We start from the raw sequence: 18,959 nt of genomic DNA on the forward strand, positions 1-18,959 counted from the left end.
ACCGCGAAACCCGTAACTTTTTGCCGCAGCAGATCGTCGAAGAGACATGAACCAGTCGCAGTCAGCGGGAGACCGGGTCGCCGAGGCCTGGCGTCGTCACCGCCCTTATCTGGTCAACCTTGCCTACCAGATGCTTGGGGACGTCGGTGACGCGGAAGACGTTGTGCAGGAAGCATTCCTGCGGCTCTCACGGACCGAGGCCGGCGAGATCGAGGACGTCCGGGGCTGGCTGACGGTGGTGGCAAGCCGGCTGTGTCTCGACCAGGTGCGGTCGGCCCGCGCCCGCTACGAACGCCCGGGCGAGGTGCAAGAGCTGCCGGCGCCGCACCGCTCCGACCCGGCCGACCGGATCACCCTCGACGACGAGATCCGGACCGCGTTGCTGGAGGTCTTGCGCAGGCTCAGCCCCGCGGAACGGGTCGCCTTCGTCCTGCACGACGTGTTCGGCGTCCCGTTCGACTCGATCTCGGAAACCGTGGGCCGCCCGGTCGGCACCTGTCGTCAGCTCGCGCGGCGAGCACGCTCCAAATTCCTTGCTGCACAACCCAGAACCAACGCGATCGCGTCCACCGAGCATCAGCTCGTCACCGACAAATTCATCACCGCGTGCGCCAACGGTGACATCGCCGGCCTGGCCGCCGTGCTGGACCCGACGGTGTGGGGTGTGGGCACGATCCTGGCCGACCCGCCGCCGCCGCCGCAGATCAATCATGGGCCGCAGGCGGTGGCCACCAACCTGCTGCGCTACCTGTGGCCGGACGTGACGTTGGTCGTCGGTCCCGCCGGGGGGCCCGCCCTGCTGGCCTTCAGCGACGGCCGCCTGTTCGCCGTCATCGTGCTGACCATCCGGGAGTCCCGGGTGGTCAAGATCGAGGCCATCGCCGACCCGTCGGCCCGGGCGGGCCGGGCGGCCGAGCAGGCCTAGACCGTCGGCCGGTCCGCGGCGCGCGCCGCGAAGTATCCCGCGATCGTCGCCGTGACCTCGAGGAATCTCCGCCGCGTCGCGGCGGCCATTTCGTGGCTCACGTCGATGACGCCGCCGGGCCGTAGGTGCGGATCGAAAGGCACTTCGATCACCGGCCGGCCGTGATCGATGAACTCGCGGGCCAGCAGCGCTCGCGTGCGCTTGTCGGCATGGCCGTCCGAATCGTTGAGCACGACGACGCTGTTCTCCAGCAGGGTTGCGAAGCCCTGATCGGCCAGCCACTCCAGGGTCCTGGCGGCGGCATTGGCCCCGTCCGCCCACGGCGAGGACACCACGATCAGCGCGTCCAGGTCACGCAGCGCTTCCTGGGTAACCGGGGCGTCCATCGTGGACCCGCAGTCGATGACCGAGATCTCGAAGTGGCGATCCAATCGCAGCGCGGCCTCCCGGTATATCGCGGAGTCCAGAACGCGGCGGGGCCCGGCCGCCGGCTCGCCGCCGAGCACGTACAGCCCGGCGGAGTTGCGACCCAACCGCGCGACCACATCGCTGAACGACTCCAGGTTCTTATCCGCGGTGAGCTCCCAGAAGGACCCGGTCGAGCGTGGGTCGATGCGGCTGCTGAGCCGGCCGAAGGCGGTGTCGGCGTCGATCGCCACGACGTGGTGTTGCCTGCGGAGCTCGGCGAACAGGGATCCGACGCTGGCGGCCACCGACGTCTTGCCGACGCCGCCCTTGCCCAGGACGCCGACCTTGAAGTTGCCGGCCAGGCGGGTCCGGATGGCCGCCTCGAACTGGGCGTCCTGCTGTTGGGCGGGCGACGGACCGAGCTTGACCAGGTTGAAGGTCATCAGCCGGAGAAGGCGCCGCCAACCGCGGTCGGTTATCGCGCCGAAGCGCGCCGGCGCCGGCGACACCGCGCCGGCGGGTGCGGGCGCCTCTGCGGGAGGCGACATCGCGGGTTGCCTCCGGAACGCGGGCGCAGGTGCGGGGTGTCGAGGCGGACCGGGTGGGTGCTGGGGAGGCGCCGGTGGTCGGGCTGGGGCTGGGGCCGGGGCCGGCGACGGGGGCCGCGGCGCGGGTCGCTGACCGACCGGAGGCGGCGGCGGCGCACTCGTGGCCGGCGCGCCGGTCGGGGGCTGCAGGCGGTCCCGCAGGAATTCGTCGCGCTCGTTCATGGGCTCCTCAGGTGCCAGGCGATCCTCGGCGGTCAGGCGGCTCGTCCGGGGCCAGTGATGAGCGCCACGGCCACGCCACCATCGCCGGATACGGACCAGTACGCGTCCAGTATCTCCTCCACGCCTCGCGTCGGTACCGTGCAAACTTAGCAGTGCTCACCGCCACGGGGCCGGGGTGGCGTGAGTCGTGCGCTGAGCACGATCAGGCGAGCCGATGCCGGGGCGGTGGGCACGCTCGCAGACGCAGGCAGCAAACACGTTCCGGGGTCGGGGTCCGGCGCACCGGATCGCTGAACGCGGCGCGGTTGTGACCAAGATTGCAGCCCCGGAACAGCAGGTCGGCGGGGGTGCCGCCCGTCGGCCTCCGCGGAATTTACGGTGCTGCCAGCTCGCGGTTAGACTTGACGAAGTTGGCATGTCAGGCGGGTATTGTCATATCGTTTTACGACTTGTCGAGACCTGGCTTCCAGGCCACCGTTCAGCGCTGCACGGACGCATCCCTAGCGGGACCGTCTCCGCCTGGGGGACAGCCTATCGAGACAAGACCGAGGTCTGTAGCCCGCAACCTCCGGGTAGGACCTCATCGAAGCAGCCGTTAACGCCGCTCGAAACGTTCAGGTGAAGGGTCAGGTGCATATGACGCCCAAGCGCGTCGGGTTATACAACCCCGCGTTCGAGCACGATTCGTGCGGGGTAGCCATGGTCGTCGATATGCACGGCCGTCGTAGCCGCGACATTGTGGACAAGGCAATCACCGCGCTCCTCAACCTCGAACACCGCGGTGCTCAGGGCGCCGAGCCGCGCAGCGGCGACGGCGCCGGCATCCTCATTCAGGTACCGGATGAGTTCCTGCGTGCCGTCGTCGACTTCGAGTTGCCCCCGGCGGGCAGCTACGCCACCGGCATCGCCTTCCTGCCGCAGTCGTCCAAGGACGCCGCGGCCGCCTGCGACGCGGTGGAGAAGATCGCCGAAGCCGAGGGCCTGACGGTGCTGGGCTGGCGCAACGTGCCCATCGACGACTCCTCGCTGGGCGCGCTGTCCCGCGACGCGATGCCGACGTTTAGGCAGGTGTTCTTGGCCGGCGCGTCGGACATGACGCTGGAGCGCCGGTGCTATCTGGTCCGGAAGCGGGCCGAACACGAACTGGGCACCAAGGGCCCCGGGCAGGACGGTCCGGGTCGCGAAACCGTTTATTTCCCAAGCCTTTCCGGTCAGACCCTGGTCTACAAGGGCATGCTGACCACTCCGCAGCTGAAGGCGTTCTACCTTGACCTGCAGGACGACCGGCTGACCAGTGCGCTGGGCATCGTGCACTCCCGGTTCTCCACCAACACCTTCCCGTCCTGGCCGCTGGCCCACCCGTTCCGCCGGGTCGCGCACAACGGGGAGATCAACACCGTCACCGGCAACGAGAACTGGATGCGGGCCCGCGAGGCGTTGATCAAGACCGACGTCTTCGGGTCCGAAGCCGACGTGGAGAAGCTGTTCCCGATCTGCACCCCGGGCGCCTCCGACACGGCGCGGTTCGACGAGGCGCTCGAACTGCTGCACCTCGGCGGCCGCAGCCTGGCCCACGCGGTGCTGATGATGATCCCCGAGGCATGGGAACGCAACGATGCCATGGACCCGGCCCGGCGGGCCTTCTACCAGTACCACGCCTCGTTGATGGAGCCGTGGGACGGCCCCGCGTCGATCACGTTCACCGACGGCACGATCGTGGGCGCCGTGCTCGACCGCAACGGCCTGCGCCCGTCGCGGATCTGGGTGACCGAAGACGGCTTGGTGGTGATGGCCTCCGAAGCCGGCGTCCTGGACCTGGACCCGGCCACGGTGGTCCGCCGGATGCGGCTGCAGCCCGGCCGGATGTTCCTGGTGGACACCACGCAAGGGCGCATCGTCTCCGACGAGGAGATCAAGGCCGAACTCGCGGCCGAGCACCCCTACCAGGAATGGCTCGACCGGAACCTGGTTCCCCTCGAGAAGCTACCGCAGGGCGACTACGTGCGGATGGCCCACGATCGACTCGTCAAGCGGCAGTTGACATTCGGCTACACCTATGAGGAGCTCAACCTGTTGGTGGCGCCCATGGTGCGCACCGGCGCCGAGCCGATCGGCTCGATGGGCACCGACACCCCGGTCGCCGTGCTCTCGCAGCGGCCGCGGATGCTCTACGACTACTTCCAGCAGCTCTTCGCGCAGGTGACCAACCCCCCGCTGGACGCCATCCGCGAAGAGGTGGTGACCAGCCTGCAGGGCACTACCGGCGGCGAGTGCGACCTGCTGACGCCGACCGAGCACTCCTGTCACCAGATCGCGTTGCAGCAACCGATCCTGCGCAACCACGAGCTGGCCAAGCTGATCAACCTCAATCCCGATGACGAGGTCAACGGGCGTCCGCATGGCATGCGGTCCAAGGTGATTCGCTGCCTGTACCCGGTCGCCGAGGGCGGCGCAGGATTGGCCGCGGCGCTCGACGACGTGCGCGCGCAGGCGTCGGCCGCGATCACCGAAGGCGCGCGCCTCATCATCCTGTCGGACCGCGACTCCGACGAGCGGATGGCGCCCATCCCGTCGCTGCTGGCCGTTGCCGGCGTGCACCACCACCTGGTGCGCGACCGGACGCGCACCCAGGTGGGTCTGGTCGTCGAGAGCGGTGACGCCCGCGAGGTGCACCACATGGCGATGCTGATCGGGTGCGGGGCGGCGGCGATCAACCCCTACCTGGCCTTCGAGTCGATCGAGGACATGCTCGACCGTGGCGCGATCGACGGCTTCTCCGATCGCCAAGAGCGCGAGAAGGCGCTCAACAACTACGTCAAGGCCGCGGGCAAGGGCGTGCTCAAAGTGATGTCCAAGATGGGCATCTCGACGCTGGCCTCCTACACCGGCGCGCAGCTGTTCCAGGCCGTCGGCGTCTCCGAGGACGTGCTCGACGAGTACTTCACCGGCCTGAGCTGCCCGATCGGCGGGATCACCCTGGAAGACATCGCCGCCGACGTCGCCACCCGCCACCGGCTGGCCTACCTGGACCGCCGGGACGAGCGCGCGCACCGCGAGCTGGAGGTGGGCGGCGAATACCAGTGGCGCCGCGAGGGTGAGTACCACCTGTTCAACCCGGAGACCGTGTTCAAGCTGCAGCACTCGACGCGCACCGGCCAGTACAAGATCTTCAAGGACTACACCCGCCTGGTCGACGACCAGAGTGAGCGGATGGCCTCGCTGCGCGGCCTGCTCAAATTCCGCGGCGGTGTGCGTCCCCCGGTTCCGCTGGAGGAGGTGGAGCCGGCCAGTGAGATCGTCAAGCGCTTCTCCACCGGGGCGATGAGCTACGGCTCGATCTCGGCCGAAGCGCACGAGACGCTCGCCATCGCGATGAACCGTCTGGGCGGCCGCTCCAACAGCGGTGAGGGCGGTGAGGACGTGAAGCGTTTCGACCGCGACCCCAACGGCGACTGGCGGCGCAGCGCGATCAAGCAGGTCGCCTCCGCGCGCTTCGGCGTCACGTCGCACTACCTGACCAACTGCACCGACATCCAGATCAAGATGGCTCAGGGCGCGAAACCCGGTGAGGGAGGCCAACTTCCCGGGCACAAGGTCTACCCGTGGGTCGCCGAGGTGCGCCATTCCACCCCCGGTGTCGGCCTGATCTCGCCGCCGCCGCACCACGACATCTACTCAATCGAGGATCTGGCACAGCTGATCCATGACCTGAAGAACGCCAACCCGTCCGCGCGGGTGCACGTCAAGCTGGTCTCCGAGAACGGGGTCGGCACGGTGGCCGCCGGTGTCTCCAAGGCGCACGCCGACGTGGTGTTGATCTCCGGCCACGACGGTGGCACCGGCGCGACCCCGCTGACGTCGATGAAGCACGCCGGTGCGCCGTGGGAATTGGGCCTGGCCGAGACGCAGCAGACGTTGTTGCTCAACGGCTTACGTGACCGGATCGTGGTGCAGGTGGATGGCCAGCTCAAGACGGGCCGGGACGTGATGATCGCCGCGCTGCTCGGCGCCGAGGAATTCGGCTTCGCCACCGCGCCGCTGGTGGTGGCCGGCTGCATCATGATGCGGGTGTGCCACCTGGATACCTGCCCGGTCGGCGTGGCCACCCAGAACCCGGTGCTGCGTGAGCGGTTCACCGGTAAGCCCGAGTTCGTCGAGAACTTCTTCATGTTCATCGCCGAAGAGGTGCGGGAGTACATGGCGCAGTTGGGCTTCCGTACCCTCAACGAGGCCGTCGGCCAGGTGGGCGCGCTGGACACCACCCTGGCGCGCGCGCACTGGAAGGCGCACAAGCTGGATCTCGCGCCGGTGCTGCACGAACCGGAGTCGGCATTCATGAACCAGGACCTGTACTGCAGCTCCCGGCAGGACCACGGCCTGGACAAGGCGCTCGATCAGCAGTTGATCGTGATGAGCCGCGAGGCACTCGATTCCGGCAAGCCGGTACGGTTCTCCACCACGATCAGCAACGTCAACCGGACGGTGGGCACCATGCTCGGCCACGAGGTGACGAAAGCCTATGGCGGCCAGGGGCTTCCGGACGGGACCATCGATATCACCTTCGACGGGTCCGCGGGCAACAGCTTCGGGGCCTTCGTACCGAAGGGAATCACTTTGCGTGTCTACGGCGACGCCAACGACTACGTCGGAAAGGGTCTGTCCGGTGGCCGGATCGTGGTGCGGCCGTCCGACAACGCCCCGCAGGACTACGTGGCCGAGAACAACATCATCGGCGGCAACGTGATCCTGTTCGGCGCCACCAGCGGGGAGGCGTTCCTGCGCGGAGTGGTCGGCGAACGGTTCGCGGTCCGCAACTCCGGCGCCCACGCCGTCGTCGAGGGTGTGGGCGACCATGGATGCGAATACATGACGGGTGGTCGGGTTGTGATTCTCGGGCCGACCGGCCGCAACTTCGCGGCGGGAATGTCAGGCGGTGTGGCTTACGTGTACGACCCGAACGAGGAACTGCCGGACAACCTCAACATCGAGATGGTCGACACGGAGAGCCTGGACTCCGATGACGCCGAATTCCTGCACGGCATCATCCAGGCGCACGTGGACGCCACCGATTCCGCGGTGGGCCAGCGGATCCTGGCTGACTGGCGTACCCAGCAGCGCCACTTCGTCAAGGTGATGCCGCGCGACTACAAGAAGGTGTTGGAGGCGATCGCCCGAGCCGAGCGCGACGGCACCGATGTGGACAAAGCGATCATGGCGGCCGCGCATGGCTGATCCGAGCGGCTTCCTCAAGTACACCCACCGGGAACTGCCGAAGCGCCGGCCCGTCCCGCTGCGGTTGAAGGACTGGCACGAGGTCTACGAGGACTTCGACGAAGACACCCTGCGCGAGCAGGCGACCCGCTGCATGGATTGCGGGATCCCGTTCTGCCACAACGGATGTCCGCTGGGCAACCTGATCCCGGAATGGAACGACCTGGTACGCAGGGGCCGTTGGCGCGACGCGATCGAACGGCTGCACGCCACCAACAACTTCCCGGACTTCACCGGCCGGCTGTGCCCGGCACCGTGTGAACCGGCGTGTGTGCTGGGCATCAACCAGGATCCGGTGACGATCAAGCAGATCGAGCTGGAGATCATCGACCACGCCTTCGAGGAAGGCTTCGTCGTGCCGCTGCCCCCGGACAAGCTGACGGGGAAGAAGGTCGCGGTGGTGGGCTCGGGCCCGGCCGGTCTGGCCGCCGCCCAGCAGCTGACCCGTGCCGGCCACACGGTCACCGTTTTCGAGCGGGCGGACCGCATCGGTGGGCTGCTGCGCTACGGCATCCCGGAATTCAAGATGGAGAAGCGGGTCCTCGACCGGCGCCTGGACCAGATGCGCGCCGAGGGAACCGAATTCCGCGCGGGCGTCAACGTCGGGGTGGACATCACCGCCGAGCAGTTGCGCGCCGACTTCGATGCGGTGGTGCTGGCCGGTGGCGCCACGGCCGGGCGGGACCTGCCCATCCCGGGCCGCGACCTGGACGGGATCCACCAGGCGATGGAGTACCTGCCGTGGGGGAACCGGGTGCAGGAGGGCGACGACGTCCTGGGGCCCGACGGACAACCGCCCATCACCGCCAAGGGCAAGAAGGTCGTCATCATCGGGGGCGGTGACACCGGGGCGGACTGCCTGGGTACCGCGCACCGGCAGGGCGCGACCGTCGTGCACCAGTTCGAGATCATGCCGCGCCCACCGGACACGCGCGCCGAATCGACGCCGTGGCCGACCTATCCGCTGATGTACCGGGTGTCATCGGCACACGAAGAGGGCGGCGAGCGGGTGTTCTCGGTGAACACCGAGCGGTTCATCGGCGAGGACGGCCGCGTGACGGCGCTCAAGGCGCACGAGGTCACCATGCGGGACGGCAAGTTCGTCAAGGTCGACGGCTCCGACTTCGAGCTCGAGGCCGATCTGGTGTTACTGGCCATGGGCTTCGTCGGCCCCGAACGCGAGGGCCTGCTGACCGACCTCGACGTCAAGCTGACCGAGCGCGGCAACGTGGCGCGCGGAGCCGACTTCGACACGTCCGTCCCCGGTGTGTTCGTGGCCGGGGACATGGGTCGCGGGCAGTCGTTGATCGTCTGGGCGATTGCTGAAGGCAGGGCCGCGGCCGCCGCCGTGGACCGGTACCTGATGGGCGCGACCGCGCTGCCTGCGCCGGTCAAGCCGACGGCCGTACCACTGCAGTAGTCACACCAGTCACACCAGAAACACGCCGAGAATCGTTCGGCGAGCCTGCCGTAGTTTGCCAGGCTGCGGGTGTCTAATGGACCGCTGTGGGCTTCATGCCACAGAGGCCCCGGCTGGACAGACCGTCGCAGGAGTGGTCACTGTGCATATGAATCCATTACCTCGATCGCGGGTGGGTCGAATGGCCTGGTCATGGCTGCGTCACCCAGTCAAGAGTCGCGAGTTTCCCGCCAAACACGAACGCCTGGTTACGGCCGAGGATCTGCTGATCTTCGGCGTGTGACCGCCCTGACGGGGCCGTGCACGTCGCTCGAGGGGTTTGCCGGAAGTTATCCGGGGCGGTCGGTCGGCGATCAGCCGTCCAGCAGGCCCGAATCGCGGATGGCCTCGGCCAGCGGTTCCAGGACGGCCGGGTCGTGTGGCGGGTTGATGTACACGATGCCCAGGTCGAGCCCCTCGGCCGCCAATCCCGCCGCCTGCTCGATGGCCTGCTGGTAGTTGCGCTCCTGCTCCAGGCGCAGGTGGGCCGACAGCGTGATCTCCTTGGGGTCGCGCCCGATCTTCTCGCACTCGGCGGCCAGCACGTCACGCTTGCGCGCGAACTCCTCGGGCGGACCGCCGACGAAATTCCAGTGCTGCGCGTAGCGGGCCGTCAGCGGCAGCGTTCGTTTCTCCCCGCTGCCACCGATGCAGATCGGGGGGTGGGGGCGCTGCACGCCCTTGGGCTCGTTGCGGGCCCCCTTGAGCTGGTAGAACTTGCCGTCGAAGTCGGTGGTCTCCTGGCTGAGCAGGCTGATCAGCACCTGACACGCCTCCTCGAACCGGTCGAAGCGTTCCCGCAGGCTGCCCAACTCGATGCCGTAGGCGCCCGACTCCTCCTCGTTCCAGCCGGCGCCGATGCCCAGCTCGAGCCGGCCGTTCGAGATGATGTCGAGCGCGGCTGCCATGTTGGCCAGCACGGCCGGGTGGCGGTAGTGAATCCCGGTGACCAGGGTGCCCAGCCGCAGCCGCTTGGTCGCCTGCGCCAGCGCGGTGAGCGTCGTCCAACCCTCCAGGCAGGGCCCGGCGCTGTCGGAGAAGATCGGGTAGAAGTGGTCGAAGGTCCACCCGGATTCGAAGACGTCGATATCGTCAGCGGCCTGCCAGACGGCGAGCATGTCGGCCCACGTGGTGTTCTGGGGTGAGGTTTTGAACGCGAATCGCATGGAATCGACGGTAGTCGATCTTTATGAAGGGCAACTAAACTCAGCGGGCGATGAGCTACTCCCTCGGACTCGACACCAAGGTCACCCTGCTGGCGGCCGGCCTGATCTTTCTGCTCGCGCTGATCCTCGGGGTGTGGAAGTACCGGCAGATCATGGCCGCCGCCGACCACCGCGCCCATCCCTACGTCGACATCGCGCACCGGGCGGCGTTGCTCTACTCGTTCGCGACGCTGTTGCTGGCCGTCTTCGTCGAGCTCAGTGCCTGGCCGACGTGGGTCAACCTGACGGCTGCCGGCGTGGTCGTCTTCTTCTTCGTGGGCGCCATCCTGAGCTACATCGGACACGGGGTGCGCCGCGACACCGTCAACCAATTCGCGGATCCAGCCCCCGGGACCGGGCTGGTCATGGCGTTGCTCATCGCCGGCGAGATCGGGGGCTTCGGTGTGTTGCTCGCCGGATTCGTCGCCGGTCAGTTGCTTTGACGGGGCCAGGCACACTGGAACCATGGATCCCGTCGAGGCCTTGCGGCAGATCGCCTACTACAAGGACCGCAGCCGCCACGATCCCCGGCGCGTGATGGCCTATCGCAACGCCGCCGACATCATCGAGGGTCTCGACGAGGCGGCGCGGGAACGGCACGGCCAGGCCAACAGCTGGCAGTCATTGCCCGGCATCGGGCCCAAGACCGCGAAGGTGTGATCGACCAGGCCTGGTCCGGCCGCGAGCCCGACGTTCTCGTCGAATTGCGTTCGGCCGCAGAGGATCTCGGCGGAGGTGACATTCGCGCGGCGTTGCGCGGCGACCTGCATCTGCACTCGAACTGGTCGGACGGGTCTGCGCCGATCGACGAGATGATGGCGACCGCGTCGGCGCTGGGGCACGAGTACTGTGCACTGACCGACCATTCGCCGCGGCTGACGATCGCCAACGGGCTGTCGCCGGAACGGCTGCGCGCGCAGCTCGACGTCATCGACAGGCTGCGTGACCAGTTCGCCCCGATGCGCATCCTCACCGGGATCGAGGTGGACATCCTCGAGGACGGTGGGCTCGACCAGGAGCCCGAGCTGCTCGAACGACTCGACGTCGTCGTGGTCAGCGTCCACTCGAAGCTGTCGATGGATGCCGCTGCGATGACGCGGCGCATGGTCCGGGCCGTCTCCAATCCGCACGCCGACGTGCTGGGCCACTGCACCGGGCGGCTCGTCTCCGGAAACCGCGGCATCCGGCCGGAGTCGAAGTTCGACGCGGAAGCGGTGTTCACCGCCTGCCGCGACCATGGCACCGCGGTGGAGATCAACTCTCGCCCCGAACGGCGCGACCCACCGACCCGCCTGCTCCAGTTGGCGCTGGACATCGGCTGCCTGTTCACTATCAACACCGACGCGCACGCGCCCGGCCAGCTGGACTTCCTGGGCTACGGCGCGCAGCGTGCGGTGGACAACGACGTGCCCGTCGAACGCATCGTCAACGCCTGGCCGGGCGAGAAGCTGCTGGAGTGGACGGGGTCGAACTGAGACGGCTCAGACCGACACCGTCTCCGCGTCTTGGGGAACCGGTTCGTCGCCGCGGCGCGGGCTTTGCAGCAGGTTGGCGCCGGCGACGGTGGCACAGGTTGCGGCCGGGATGAGCAGGGAGTAGCCGCCCAATTCGGCACCGAACACGATCCCGGCTACGCCGCCTCCGAGAAACAGCACCAGCGTCGTCGCCAGGATGGCGGTCTTCAACTTCTGAATCCCGTGTTGCCGGCTGCGGCCGAGGATGAGCCCGAGGTCGGTGACGGTTCCGGTGAAGTGGGTGGTGCGGATCGCCATGCCTCGGAAGCTTGAGGTCATGGCGTTTTGCAGGCCGAGTGCCATGGCGGCGAACAGCGCCTGTACGGCCGTCTGCTCGATCCCGAGTGCATTGATCTGAGCCTTGACCACCGTTTCCTCGACGCCGGCGGCGGCGAGCACGAGCAGCGCGGCCTCGAGGAACAGCACGGCGGCGTGGCGTGGACCCGCGAGGGCTTCGGTGGGAGCGAGGATCGCCCCGGCTATGGTCGCGCCCGTCAGGAAGCCCACGAAGATCGCTCCGAGGACGTGGCCCTCATAGAGCCAGGGGTTGGCTGTGTTCATGCCCAGCTGGGTGGTGATCGCGGTCAGGTTGCCGACGGGCATGGCCAGGATCAGCAGCGCCACCGCGTTGACGAAGCCCGCAGACAACGCGAGTATCGCGCTGTAACCGAGTAGGAGGCCATCGTGGGGCGGTCCGCTTTCGCGGGCTTTGTCCAGCGGCGGCATTGTGTTCGGTTACTCACTTTCGAGGTCGGGTCTTTCGCCACCCTAACAAGCAGGACGTCGGGCAAGCCGCCGTCTCATGCCTTTCACATCAACTTCAAAACATCGAAAAGGTCTGCAGCGGAGGCGAATTAGCTGGCGCGCCGGGATCGGTCAGTCGGGAAGGTGCGGCATTTCTGTACCCAGATCGCGGCCGATCAACACGCCGCGCATCACGGCGGATTTGCCGAAGCGCTCACGCACCTGGTCGACGGCGGCGTCCACCGCGAGCGATTCCCGGTCAATCGGCAGCATCAATTGCTGAGCGCCGGTGCGGTCGATGCCCGACACCGCGAAGCCGACCAGCGTGAGCCCGCGCTGCGCGATCAGGGGTGCTGCCGCCGCGACCAGCCGCCGCGCGGCCGCCAGGATCGGCTGCGTCGAGGACGTCGCCCAGGGCAGCGTCCGCGACCGCGTCGCCCGGCCGAAGTCGTCGAACCGCAGGCGCAGCGTCACCGTGCGCCCGGTGCGCCCCGCGGCGCGCATCCGGCCGGTGATGCGGTCGATCAGGTTGACCACCACCGCGTCGATCTCGGCGGGTGACATGGTGTTGCCGTCGCGGCCGAGCGCCCGTTGCGCTCCCACCGACCGGCGGCGCGCACCGGTGGTCACCCGGCGGCGATCGATGTTGCGGGACAGCGCGAACAGCTGGCGGCCCATGGCGCCGCCCAGCAGCGAGGCCAGCGTCGACTCGCTCAGCTCGGCCACGTCGGCGACGGTCAGCAGACCGTGGGCGTGAAGTCTGTCGGCCGTTTTGGCGCCGACGCCCCACAGCCGCCGCACCGGCAGCGGGTGCAGGAAGGCCAGCTCCTGGTCGGGCGGCACCAGCAACAGCCCGTCCGGCTTGGCCTCCTGGCTGGCCACCTTGGCGAGGAACTTCGTCCGGGCGATGCCCACCGTGATGGGCAGCCCGACCCGCTCGCGCACGTCGGCACGCAGCCGCGCGGCGATCTGCACCGGCGTCCCGGAGACCCGGTGCAGCCCGCCGACGTCGAGAAACGCCTCGTCCACCGAGAGCGGTTCCACGATCGGCGTGCAGTCGCGGAAAACCGCGAACACCGCCTCGCTGGCGCGGCTGTAGGCCCGCATCCGCGGCGGCACCACGACGGCGTGCGGGCACAGCCGTCGGGCCTGGCCGCCGCCCATCGCGGTGCGGACGCCGTAGGCCTTCGCCTCGTAGCTGGCGGCGAGCACCACCCCGCCCCCGACGATCACGGGGCGGCCCCGCAACGTCGGGTCGTCGCGCTGTTCGACGGACGCGTAGAAGGAATCCAGGTCCGCGTGCAGGATGGACGCATCGCACCGCACGAACATATGTTCGCACGGGCGGGTGACGCCTTCCTATGGTTGCGACCTGGGGGCACCTCCCGCTTGCGGGGGACTTCGCCCGGCTACGCCGCGCGTGCGATCGCCACTATCCGATGGTGGCGACCTGGGGGCACCTCCCGCTTGCGGGGGACTTCGCCCGGCTACGCCGCGCTTGCGATCGCCACTTAGCCCGATTCGCCGTAGATGCTGGTCACCCAGATGTGGGTGAGGGTGTCGACCACCCGGTCCTCGTCCACCGCCGGCGTCTCGGCGGACAGCGCGGCCATCATCGTGCGCTCGTTCATCTGGTTCAGCGAGGTCGCGAGGTCTACCGCCGGAATCGTCTCCGGAGCGGCGCCGCGAGCGCGTTCGGCGGCGATCATCGCCGCCGTCTGGTCGATCCACTTCTGCATGAACCCCAGCCAGACGGCGCGCAACTCGGAGCTCGTGGCCAGCGCCTCGGTGGCGGCGCGGGCCAGCCGGCGGTGTGAACTGAACGCCATGAAGAACGCCTTGATGCCGTTACGCCACACCCGGCGGGGGTCCTCCGGGAGTCGCTGCACGGCGCCGTCGAACTCGGAGTCGGCGCGCGCGATCACCGGCTCGAGCAGTGAGAGCAGCACCGCCTCCTTGGACTTGAAATAGAAGTAGAACGTCGGACGCGACAGGCCCGCCCCCTTGGCCAGGTCGTCGACGGAGATGTCGGTGAACGAGCGCTGCTCCAGCAGCCGTTCTGCGGTCGCGAGGATCGCCTGCTCGCGGTCGTCGCCCGAGGGGCGGACGGTGCGGCGGCCACGCAGGGCGCGGGTCTGGCCGGCGGTAGTCACGCCCGCTACTTTACACAGCGTCGAAACTTTCGACACAGCGTTGACTGCATCGACAGGGCGTTGATAGCGTGGCGGGATGACTGAGCACCTTGACGTGATCATCGTGGGCGCCGGCATTTCCGGGATCAGCGCGGCGTGGCACCTGCAGGAGCGTTGCCCGACCAAGAGCTACGCGATCCTCGAACGCCGCGACGACCTGGGCGGCACCTGGGACCTGTTCAAATACCCGGGCATCCGGTCCGACTCCGACATGTTCACCCTCGGCTTCCGGTTCAAGCCCTGGCACTCAGCGAAGTCGATCGCCGAGGGCGCCGACATCAAGCAGTACATCAGGGAGGCCGCGGTCGAGAACAAGATCGACCGGCACATCCGCTACCGCCAGCGCGTCGTGGCCGCCGATTGGTCCGACGCCGACAACCGCTGGACCCTGACCGTCGAGTCCGATGGGGAGCAGCGCGAGCTGACCTGCTCCTTCCTGTTCGCGTGCACCGGCTACTACAACTACGACGAGGGGTATTCGCCCACCTTCCCGGGCGCCGAGGACTTCGAGGGCCGGATCGTCCATCCGCAGCACTGGCCGGAGGACCTGGACTACACGGGCAAGAAGATCGTCGTCATCGGCTCCGGGGCCACCGCGATCACGCTGATCCCGGCCCTGGTGAACACGGGCTCCGGCCACGTCACGATGCTGCAGCGCTCGCCGACCTACATCGGCTCGCTGCCCGGGGTCGACCCGTTCGCCGAGCAGACCAACCGGCTGTTGCCGGGCCGCTTGGCGCACATCGCGAATCGCTGGAAAGCCATCGCCTTCAGCACCTTCCAGTACCAGCTGTCGCGGAAGCGCCCGGCCTACATGCGCAAGACGCTGATGACCATGGCCAAGCGGCGCCTGCCCGAGGGCTACGACGTCGAAAAGCACTTCGGTCCCCGGTACAACGTCTGGGATCAGCGGCTGTGCCTGGCCCCCGACGGCGACTTCTTCCGCACCATCCGGCACGGCAAGGCCGACGTCGTCACCGACACCATCGACCGGTTAACCAAGACCGGGATCAGGCTCACCTCGGGCGAGGAACTGCAAGCCGACATCATCATCACCGCAACGGGATTGAACATGCAGTTGCTGGGCGGCGTGCGGCCCACCCGAAACGGTGAACCGATCGAGCTGACGTCGTTGATGACCTACAAGGGCCTGATGTTCTCCGGGGTGCCGAACTTCGCGATCACCTTCGGCTACACCAACGCATCGTGGACGCTGAAGGCCGACCTGGTCTCGGAGTTCGTCTGTCGGCTGCTGAACTACATGGACGACAAGGGATTTGACTTCGTCGAGCCGCAGCACCCAGGAGCTGACGTCGACGAGCTGCCGTTCATGGACTTCAACCCCGGTTATTTCCAGCGCTCGATGCACCTGCTGCCCAAGTCGGGGTCGCGCGCACCATGGCGGCTCAAGCAGAACTACTTCTTCGACATGCGCACGATCCGGCGCGGCAAGGTCGACGACGAAGGCCTGCGATTCGCGAAAAAGCGTGCGGCGGTTGCGGTTTAGGGCTTGACGACGACGATGCCGTCGTCGTCGCTGTAGGCGATCTCACCCGGGGAGAACGTCACCCCGCCCAACGTGACCTCCACGTCGCGCTCGCCGTCCCCGGTCTTGGTGCTCTTGCGGGGATTGGTGCCCAGCGCCTTGATGCCGATGTCGAGGCCGCGCAGCGCGGCGGCGTCACGCACCGCCCCGTGGACGATCAGGCCGGCCCAGCCGTTCGCGCGGGCCAGTTCGGCGATGACATCCCCGACCAGCGCCGAGTGCAGGGAACCGCCGCCGTCGATGACCAGCACACCGCCCGCACTCGGCTGGGAGAGCACCGATTTCAGCAGCGCATTGTCTTCGAAGCAGCGCACCGTGCTGATGGGCCCGGCGAATTGGTGGCGGCCACCGAACTGGCGGAATTGGACGTCGCAACTGCGCACGTCGGGTCCGATGTCGTCGACGAGGTCGGCGGTCGGCTGGAATGACACGGTCACGTCTGACACGGTAGCGGCTAGGACTACCGTCAGTGGCGCCGCAGCTGCCGGATCAATAGGATCGCCAGCAGGCTGACGGCCAGGGCTACGATCAACGGCACCGGCGACTGGCTCAGGACCGAAGCCGGGACGTCGGGAGAAACCGGGTTGTTGGCGGCGTCGACTGTGGATTTGGCTTGTGCCGCAGCATCTTTGGCGGCCGCCGCGAGGTCACCGTTGCTTTCGATTCGCTGCTGCACCTCGAGCGGTGGCTCGGCGGCCTTTGCGGGGGGCTGGGCGGCCTTGGCGGGCGCCTTCTTCGCCGGTGCTTTCTTCGCCGGTGCTTTCTTGGCGGGTGCTTTCTTGGCGGGTGCCTTTTTCGCGGGCGCTTTCTTGGCGGGAGCTTTCGCGGCCTTCTTGACCGCCTTGGCCGGAGGCTGCTTCTCCGGCGGCGGGTTCGATGCGCCGTCGGGTTCGCTGTTGGGTTGGTCCTGCGGGTCTGCCATGCGGCCGCTCCTTGAGCTTTCCTCAGTAGTTTTCTAGCCCACGCTGGTTCTTCGAACCCATCATGCCAGCACGGCTGCGACCGCCTCGGCCGCCGGTCACGGTCGGCGCCGCAGGGCCCACACGGCGCCGCCGGCGACGAGCAGCGCCGCCACCGCGACGAACGGCCACACCGGGACCCCGGTGTCCCGGCCACCGGGGGGGCCGCCGCCCGCCGGGGGTCCCGGCGTGCCGGTGCCCGGCACGGTCAGCCGAAACGACCAGGATCCGGAGACCACGTGACCGTCGGCGGAGGTCACGCGGTAGTTCACGGTGTAGGTCCCGGCCGGCCCGAGGGGTCGCAGGCCGATGCCGACCACCGCGCCCCGCACGGTGGGGTCGCCGGCGGACCACACGTTGCCGTCGGGCCCGACGACGGTCATGGCCGCGAACGTGGTCTGCAGCTGTTCGTTGAAGGTGGCGCTCACCCGCTCGGGCCCGGTCGTGAGGACCGCGTTGTCGGCCGGATCGGTGGCGATGCGAGCGGCGTGCGCCGAGACCGGCGGTGCCGTCAGGGTGGCGATCACCAGCAGGGCGCCGACGCATGCGGCGGTCGCCAACCGCCTCATGCCCGTCGGCGGATCAGCGCAATGAAGACTCCCAACGCGGCGACCACCAGGGCCGCCCCGCCCAGCAGCCGGGCGGTGTTGTCCGCGGATCTGGGCTGCGGCGCCGCGGTCGCGTGCTCGGCCGGCTGCGCCGTGTGGTGGTCGTGCGATGCCACGGGTCCGGCGGCGAGTGTCAGTGCGGGCGCCGGGTATTCGGGCTCACCGCCGCCGGGCTGCGGCGGCTGGTCCCACTTCACGACGGTGCCGTCGGAGTAGGTCTGCGTGGTCGGGAAGCTGACGGTCTCGGTGTCGGGCAGCTTCACCGAGAGCCGGAACAGCGCGAATTGGTCGGCGCCGATCCCGCCGCCCGGTGCGGCCGTCCACGTCACCGAGTGCACGGTGCCCGATGCTGCGTCGCGGTCGAGCTTGGCCGTCCACCCCGGCATGCTCTCCGCCCGCGCCGAGGCCACGTTGGGCAGGGCGACGCTCAACGCCGTGGTCACCGCGCCCGTGTTGGATTCGTTGGGGACCTGAAAGGTGACGACCGCCACGGCGCCGCGCACCGCGTCGTCGCTGCTGGCGTGGACGTGCGCCCACGCCGCCGGAAGGTGCGCCGCCGCGCCGAGGTAGAGCGCGATGGCGGCGGCCGCCGCGATCGGGAAGCGGGCCATCGTCGACAATCTGCGCCGGTGCATCGCTGGTCAGCCCAGACCCAGCCGGGCCATCAGGTCCGCCTCGATACCGTCGAGCTGCGAGGCGATCGCGGCATGGGCAGCCCGGCGTCGCGCGGCCGGCATGTTCTCCGCGGCGGTGACAGCCGCCGACAGATCGGTGAGCCGTTCGCTGATGGCCGCCACGAACTGTTTGGTCTCGGCGTCCTTGGGTTTCTTGTCCTGGACGGCCCGCAGGGACTTCTCCGCTCCGGCGATCCGGGCCGACAGCTGCGCGCCGCGGCCGGAGAACTGCCCGATCTGGGCGAGCGGGATCCCGAGTCGGTCCGCGCGGCGCTGATCGATCAGCGCACGCGCCGAGACGGCGCCGCGATAGATGACCGGCGTGAGGATCGGCGCGAGCAACCGGGAGACGGTCAGCGTCCGCCTGATGCGCGCCGGCGACAAGATCTTGCCTTCCCGCGCCGCTTTGAGCTCGGTCTCGGCGACTTTCAACGCGGTCCGGTCGCTGTCCCGTTGGGCCTTGATCTGCGCTTTGAGGGCCTTGGCCTCGGCCCGTTGGGCCGCCTTGTAGCGGCGGGTCTCGTTCTTGGCGGCGAGCTTGGCCTCCAGCTTCGCGCGGGCCTTGATCGCACGGGCTTCGGCGCGACGCGTCGCGCGACTTTTTCGCTTGGGGAACAGGCCCATTCCCTCACCCTAATCGGAATGGGCGGGAGGAAGCCCTCCAGGTCGGGGCCGGCGGCCGCG

15 protein-coding genes and 1 pseudogene are annotated in these 18,959 nt (G+C 68.5%); 6 read left to right on the forward strand and 10 right to left on the reverse strand.

The window, feature by feature from the left end:
- Window positions 1-46: 46 nt before the first annotated feature.
- On the forward strand, window positions 47-925 hold the full coding sequence (sigI, locus tag U8D42_RS23085; RefSeq protein ID WP_322858108.1) for an RNA polymerase sigma factor SigI: 879 nt from the start codon (window positions 47-49) through the stop codon (window positions 923-925).
- Here the strand turns inward: sigI and U8D42_RS23090 are convergent.
- A complete protein-coding gene (locus U8D42_RS23090; protein WP_322858107.1) occupies window positions 922-2,103 on the reverse strand; it encodes a MinD/ParA family ATP-binding protein in 1,182 nt (393 codons plus the stop codon). The two genes, sigI and U8D42_RS23090, sit on opposite strands and share 4 nt — an antisense overlap.
- A 636-nt stretch (window positions 2,104-2,739) precedes the next feature.
- Between U8D42_RS23090 and gltB the strand changes: the two genes are divergently transcribed.
- Together gltB and U8D42_RS23100 are read left to right on the forward strand one after the other, a co-directional pair.
- A complete protein-coding gene (gene gltB, locus U8D42_RS23095; RefSeq protein ID WP_090421377.1) occupies window positions 2,740-7,335 on the forward strand; it encodes a glutamate synthase large subunit in 4,596 nt (1,531 codons plus the stop codon).
- Window positions 7,328-8,794 (forward strand): glutamate synthase subunit beta, encoded by a 1,467-nt coding sequence (locus tag U8D42_RS23100; protein ID WP_322858106.1) that lies wholly within the window; start codon window positions 7,328-7,330, stop codon window positions 8,792-8,794. The genes gltB and U8D42_RS23100 overlap by 8 nt, the downstream gene beginning before the upstream one ends.
- Before the next feature lie 353 nt (window positions 8,795-9,147).
- On the opposite strand, the gene U8D42_RS23105 is transcribed toward U8D42_RS23100, so the two are convergent.
- A complete protein-coding gene (locus tag U8D42_RS23105) occupies window positions 9,148-9,999 on the reverse strand; it encodes an LLM class F420-dependent oxidoreductase (RefSeq protein ID WP_085240206.1) in 852 nt (283 codons plus the stop codon).
- Window positions 10,000-10,049: 50 nt separating this feature from the next.
- On the opposite strand from U8D42_RS23105, the gene U8D42_RS23110 reads away from it, so the two are divergent.
- Window positions 10,050-10,481 (forward strand): hypothetical protein, encoded by a 432-nt coding sequence (locus U8D42_RS23110; RefSeq protein WP_085240205.1) that lies wholly within the window; start codon window positions 10,050-10,052, stop codon window positions 10,479-10,481.
- Between the two features lie 22 nt (window positions 10,482-10,503).
- Window positions 10,504-11,513: pseudogene (locus tag U8D42_RS23115) on the forward strand (PHP domain-containing protein).
- Window positions 11,514-11,519: 6 nt separating this feature from the next.
- Here U8D42_RS23115 and U8D42_RS23120 read toward each other — a convergent pair.
- The 3 genes from U8D42_RS23120 to U8D42_RS23130 form a co-directional block, all read right to left on the reverse strand.
- Window positions 11,520-12,278: a YoaK family protein gene (locus U8D42_RS23120; RefSeq protein WP_322858105.1), complete on the reverse strand. Its 759-nt coding sequence runs from the start codon at window positions 12,276-12,278 to the stop codon at window positions 11,520-11,522.
- 150 nt (window positions 12,279-12,428) lie between these two features.
- Window positions 12,429-13,628, reverse strand: coding sequence for a DNA polymerase IV (gene dinB / locus U8D42_RS23125; protein ID WP_322858104.1), 1,200 nt, complete (start codon window positions 13,626-13,628; stop codon window positions 12,429-12,431).
- 179 nt (window positions 13,629-13,807) lie between these two features.
- Window positions 13,808-14,449 (reverse strand): TetR/AcrR family transcriptional regulator, encoded by a 642-nt coding sequence (locus U8D42_RS23130; protein ID WP_322858103.1) that lies wholly within the window; start codon window positions 14,447-14,449, stop codon window positions 13,808-13,810.
- A gap of 76 nt (window positions 14,450-14,525) precedes the next feature.
- Here U8D42_RS23130 and U8D42_RS23135 point away from each other — a divergent pair, with 76 nt between their 5' ends.
- Window positions 14,526-15,995 (forward strand): flavin-containing monooxygenase, encoded by a 1,470-nt coding sequence (locus U8D42_RS23135; RefSeq protein WP_090419110.1) that lies wholly within the window; start codon window positions 14,526-14,528, stop codon window positions 15,993-15,995.
- On the opposite strand, the gene rraA is transcribed toward U8D42_RS23135, so the two are convergent.
- From rraA to U8D42_RS23160, 5 genes are all read right to left on the reverse strand, one after another.
- Complete coding sequence (rraA, locus tag U8D42_RS23140; RefSeq protein ID WP_085240199.1) at window positions 15,992-16,471, reverse strand: ribonuclease E activity regulator RraA; 480 nt, start codon at window positions 16,469-16,471, stop codon at window positions 15,992-15,994. The genes U8D42_RS23135 and rraA overlap by 4 nt on opposite strands.
- Before the next feature lie 29 nt (window positions 16,472-16,500).
- Window positions 16,501-16,956 (reverse strand): Rv3852 family protein, encoded by a 456-nt coding sequence (locus tag U8D42_RS23145; protein WP_322858102.1) that lies wholly within the window; start codon window positions 16,954-16,956, stop codon window positions 16,501-16,503.
- A 96-nt stretch (window positions 16,957-17,052) separates the two neighbouring features.
- Complete coding sequence (locus tag U8D42_RS23150; protein ID WP_322858101.1) at window positions 17,053-17,562, reverse strand: copper resistance CopC family protein; 510 nt, start codon at window positions 17,560-17,562, stop codon at window positions 17,053-17,055.
- On the reverse strand, window positions 17,559-18,212 hold the full coding sequence (locus tag U8D42_RS23155; RefSeq protein ID WP_322858100.1) for a YcnI family protein: 654 nt from the start codon (window positions 18,210-18,212) through the stop codon (window positions 17,559-17,561). Before U8D42_RS23155 ends, U8D42_RS23150 begins: the two co-directional genes overlap by 4 nt.
- Window positions 18,213-18,242: 30 nt before the next feature.
- Window positions 18,243-18,899 carry a DUF6474 family protein gene (locus tag U8D42_RS23160; protein ID WP_322858099.1) on the reverse strand — a complete coding sequence of 219 codons (657 nt, stop codon included), beginning with the start codon at window positions 18,897-18,899 and terminating at the stop codon, window positions 18,243-18,245.
- Window positions 18,900-18,959 lie beyond the last annotated feature (60 nt).

Source organism: Mycobacterium europaeum (genome assembly GCF_034555895.2).
In the GTDB taxonomy this organism is placed as follows: Bacteria; Actinomycetota; Actinomycetes; order Mycobacteriales; family Mycobacteriaceae; genus Mycobacterium; species Mycobacterium europaeum.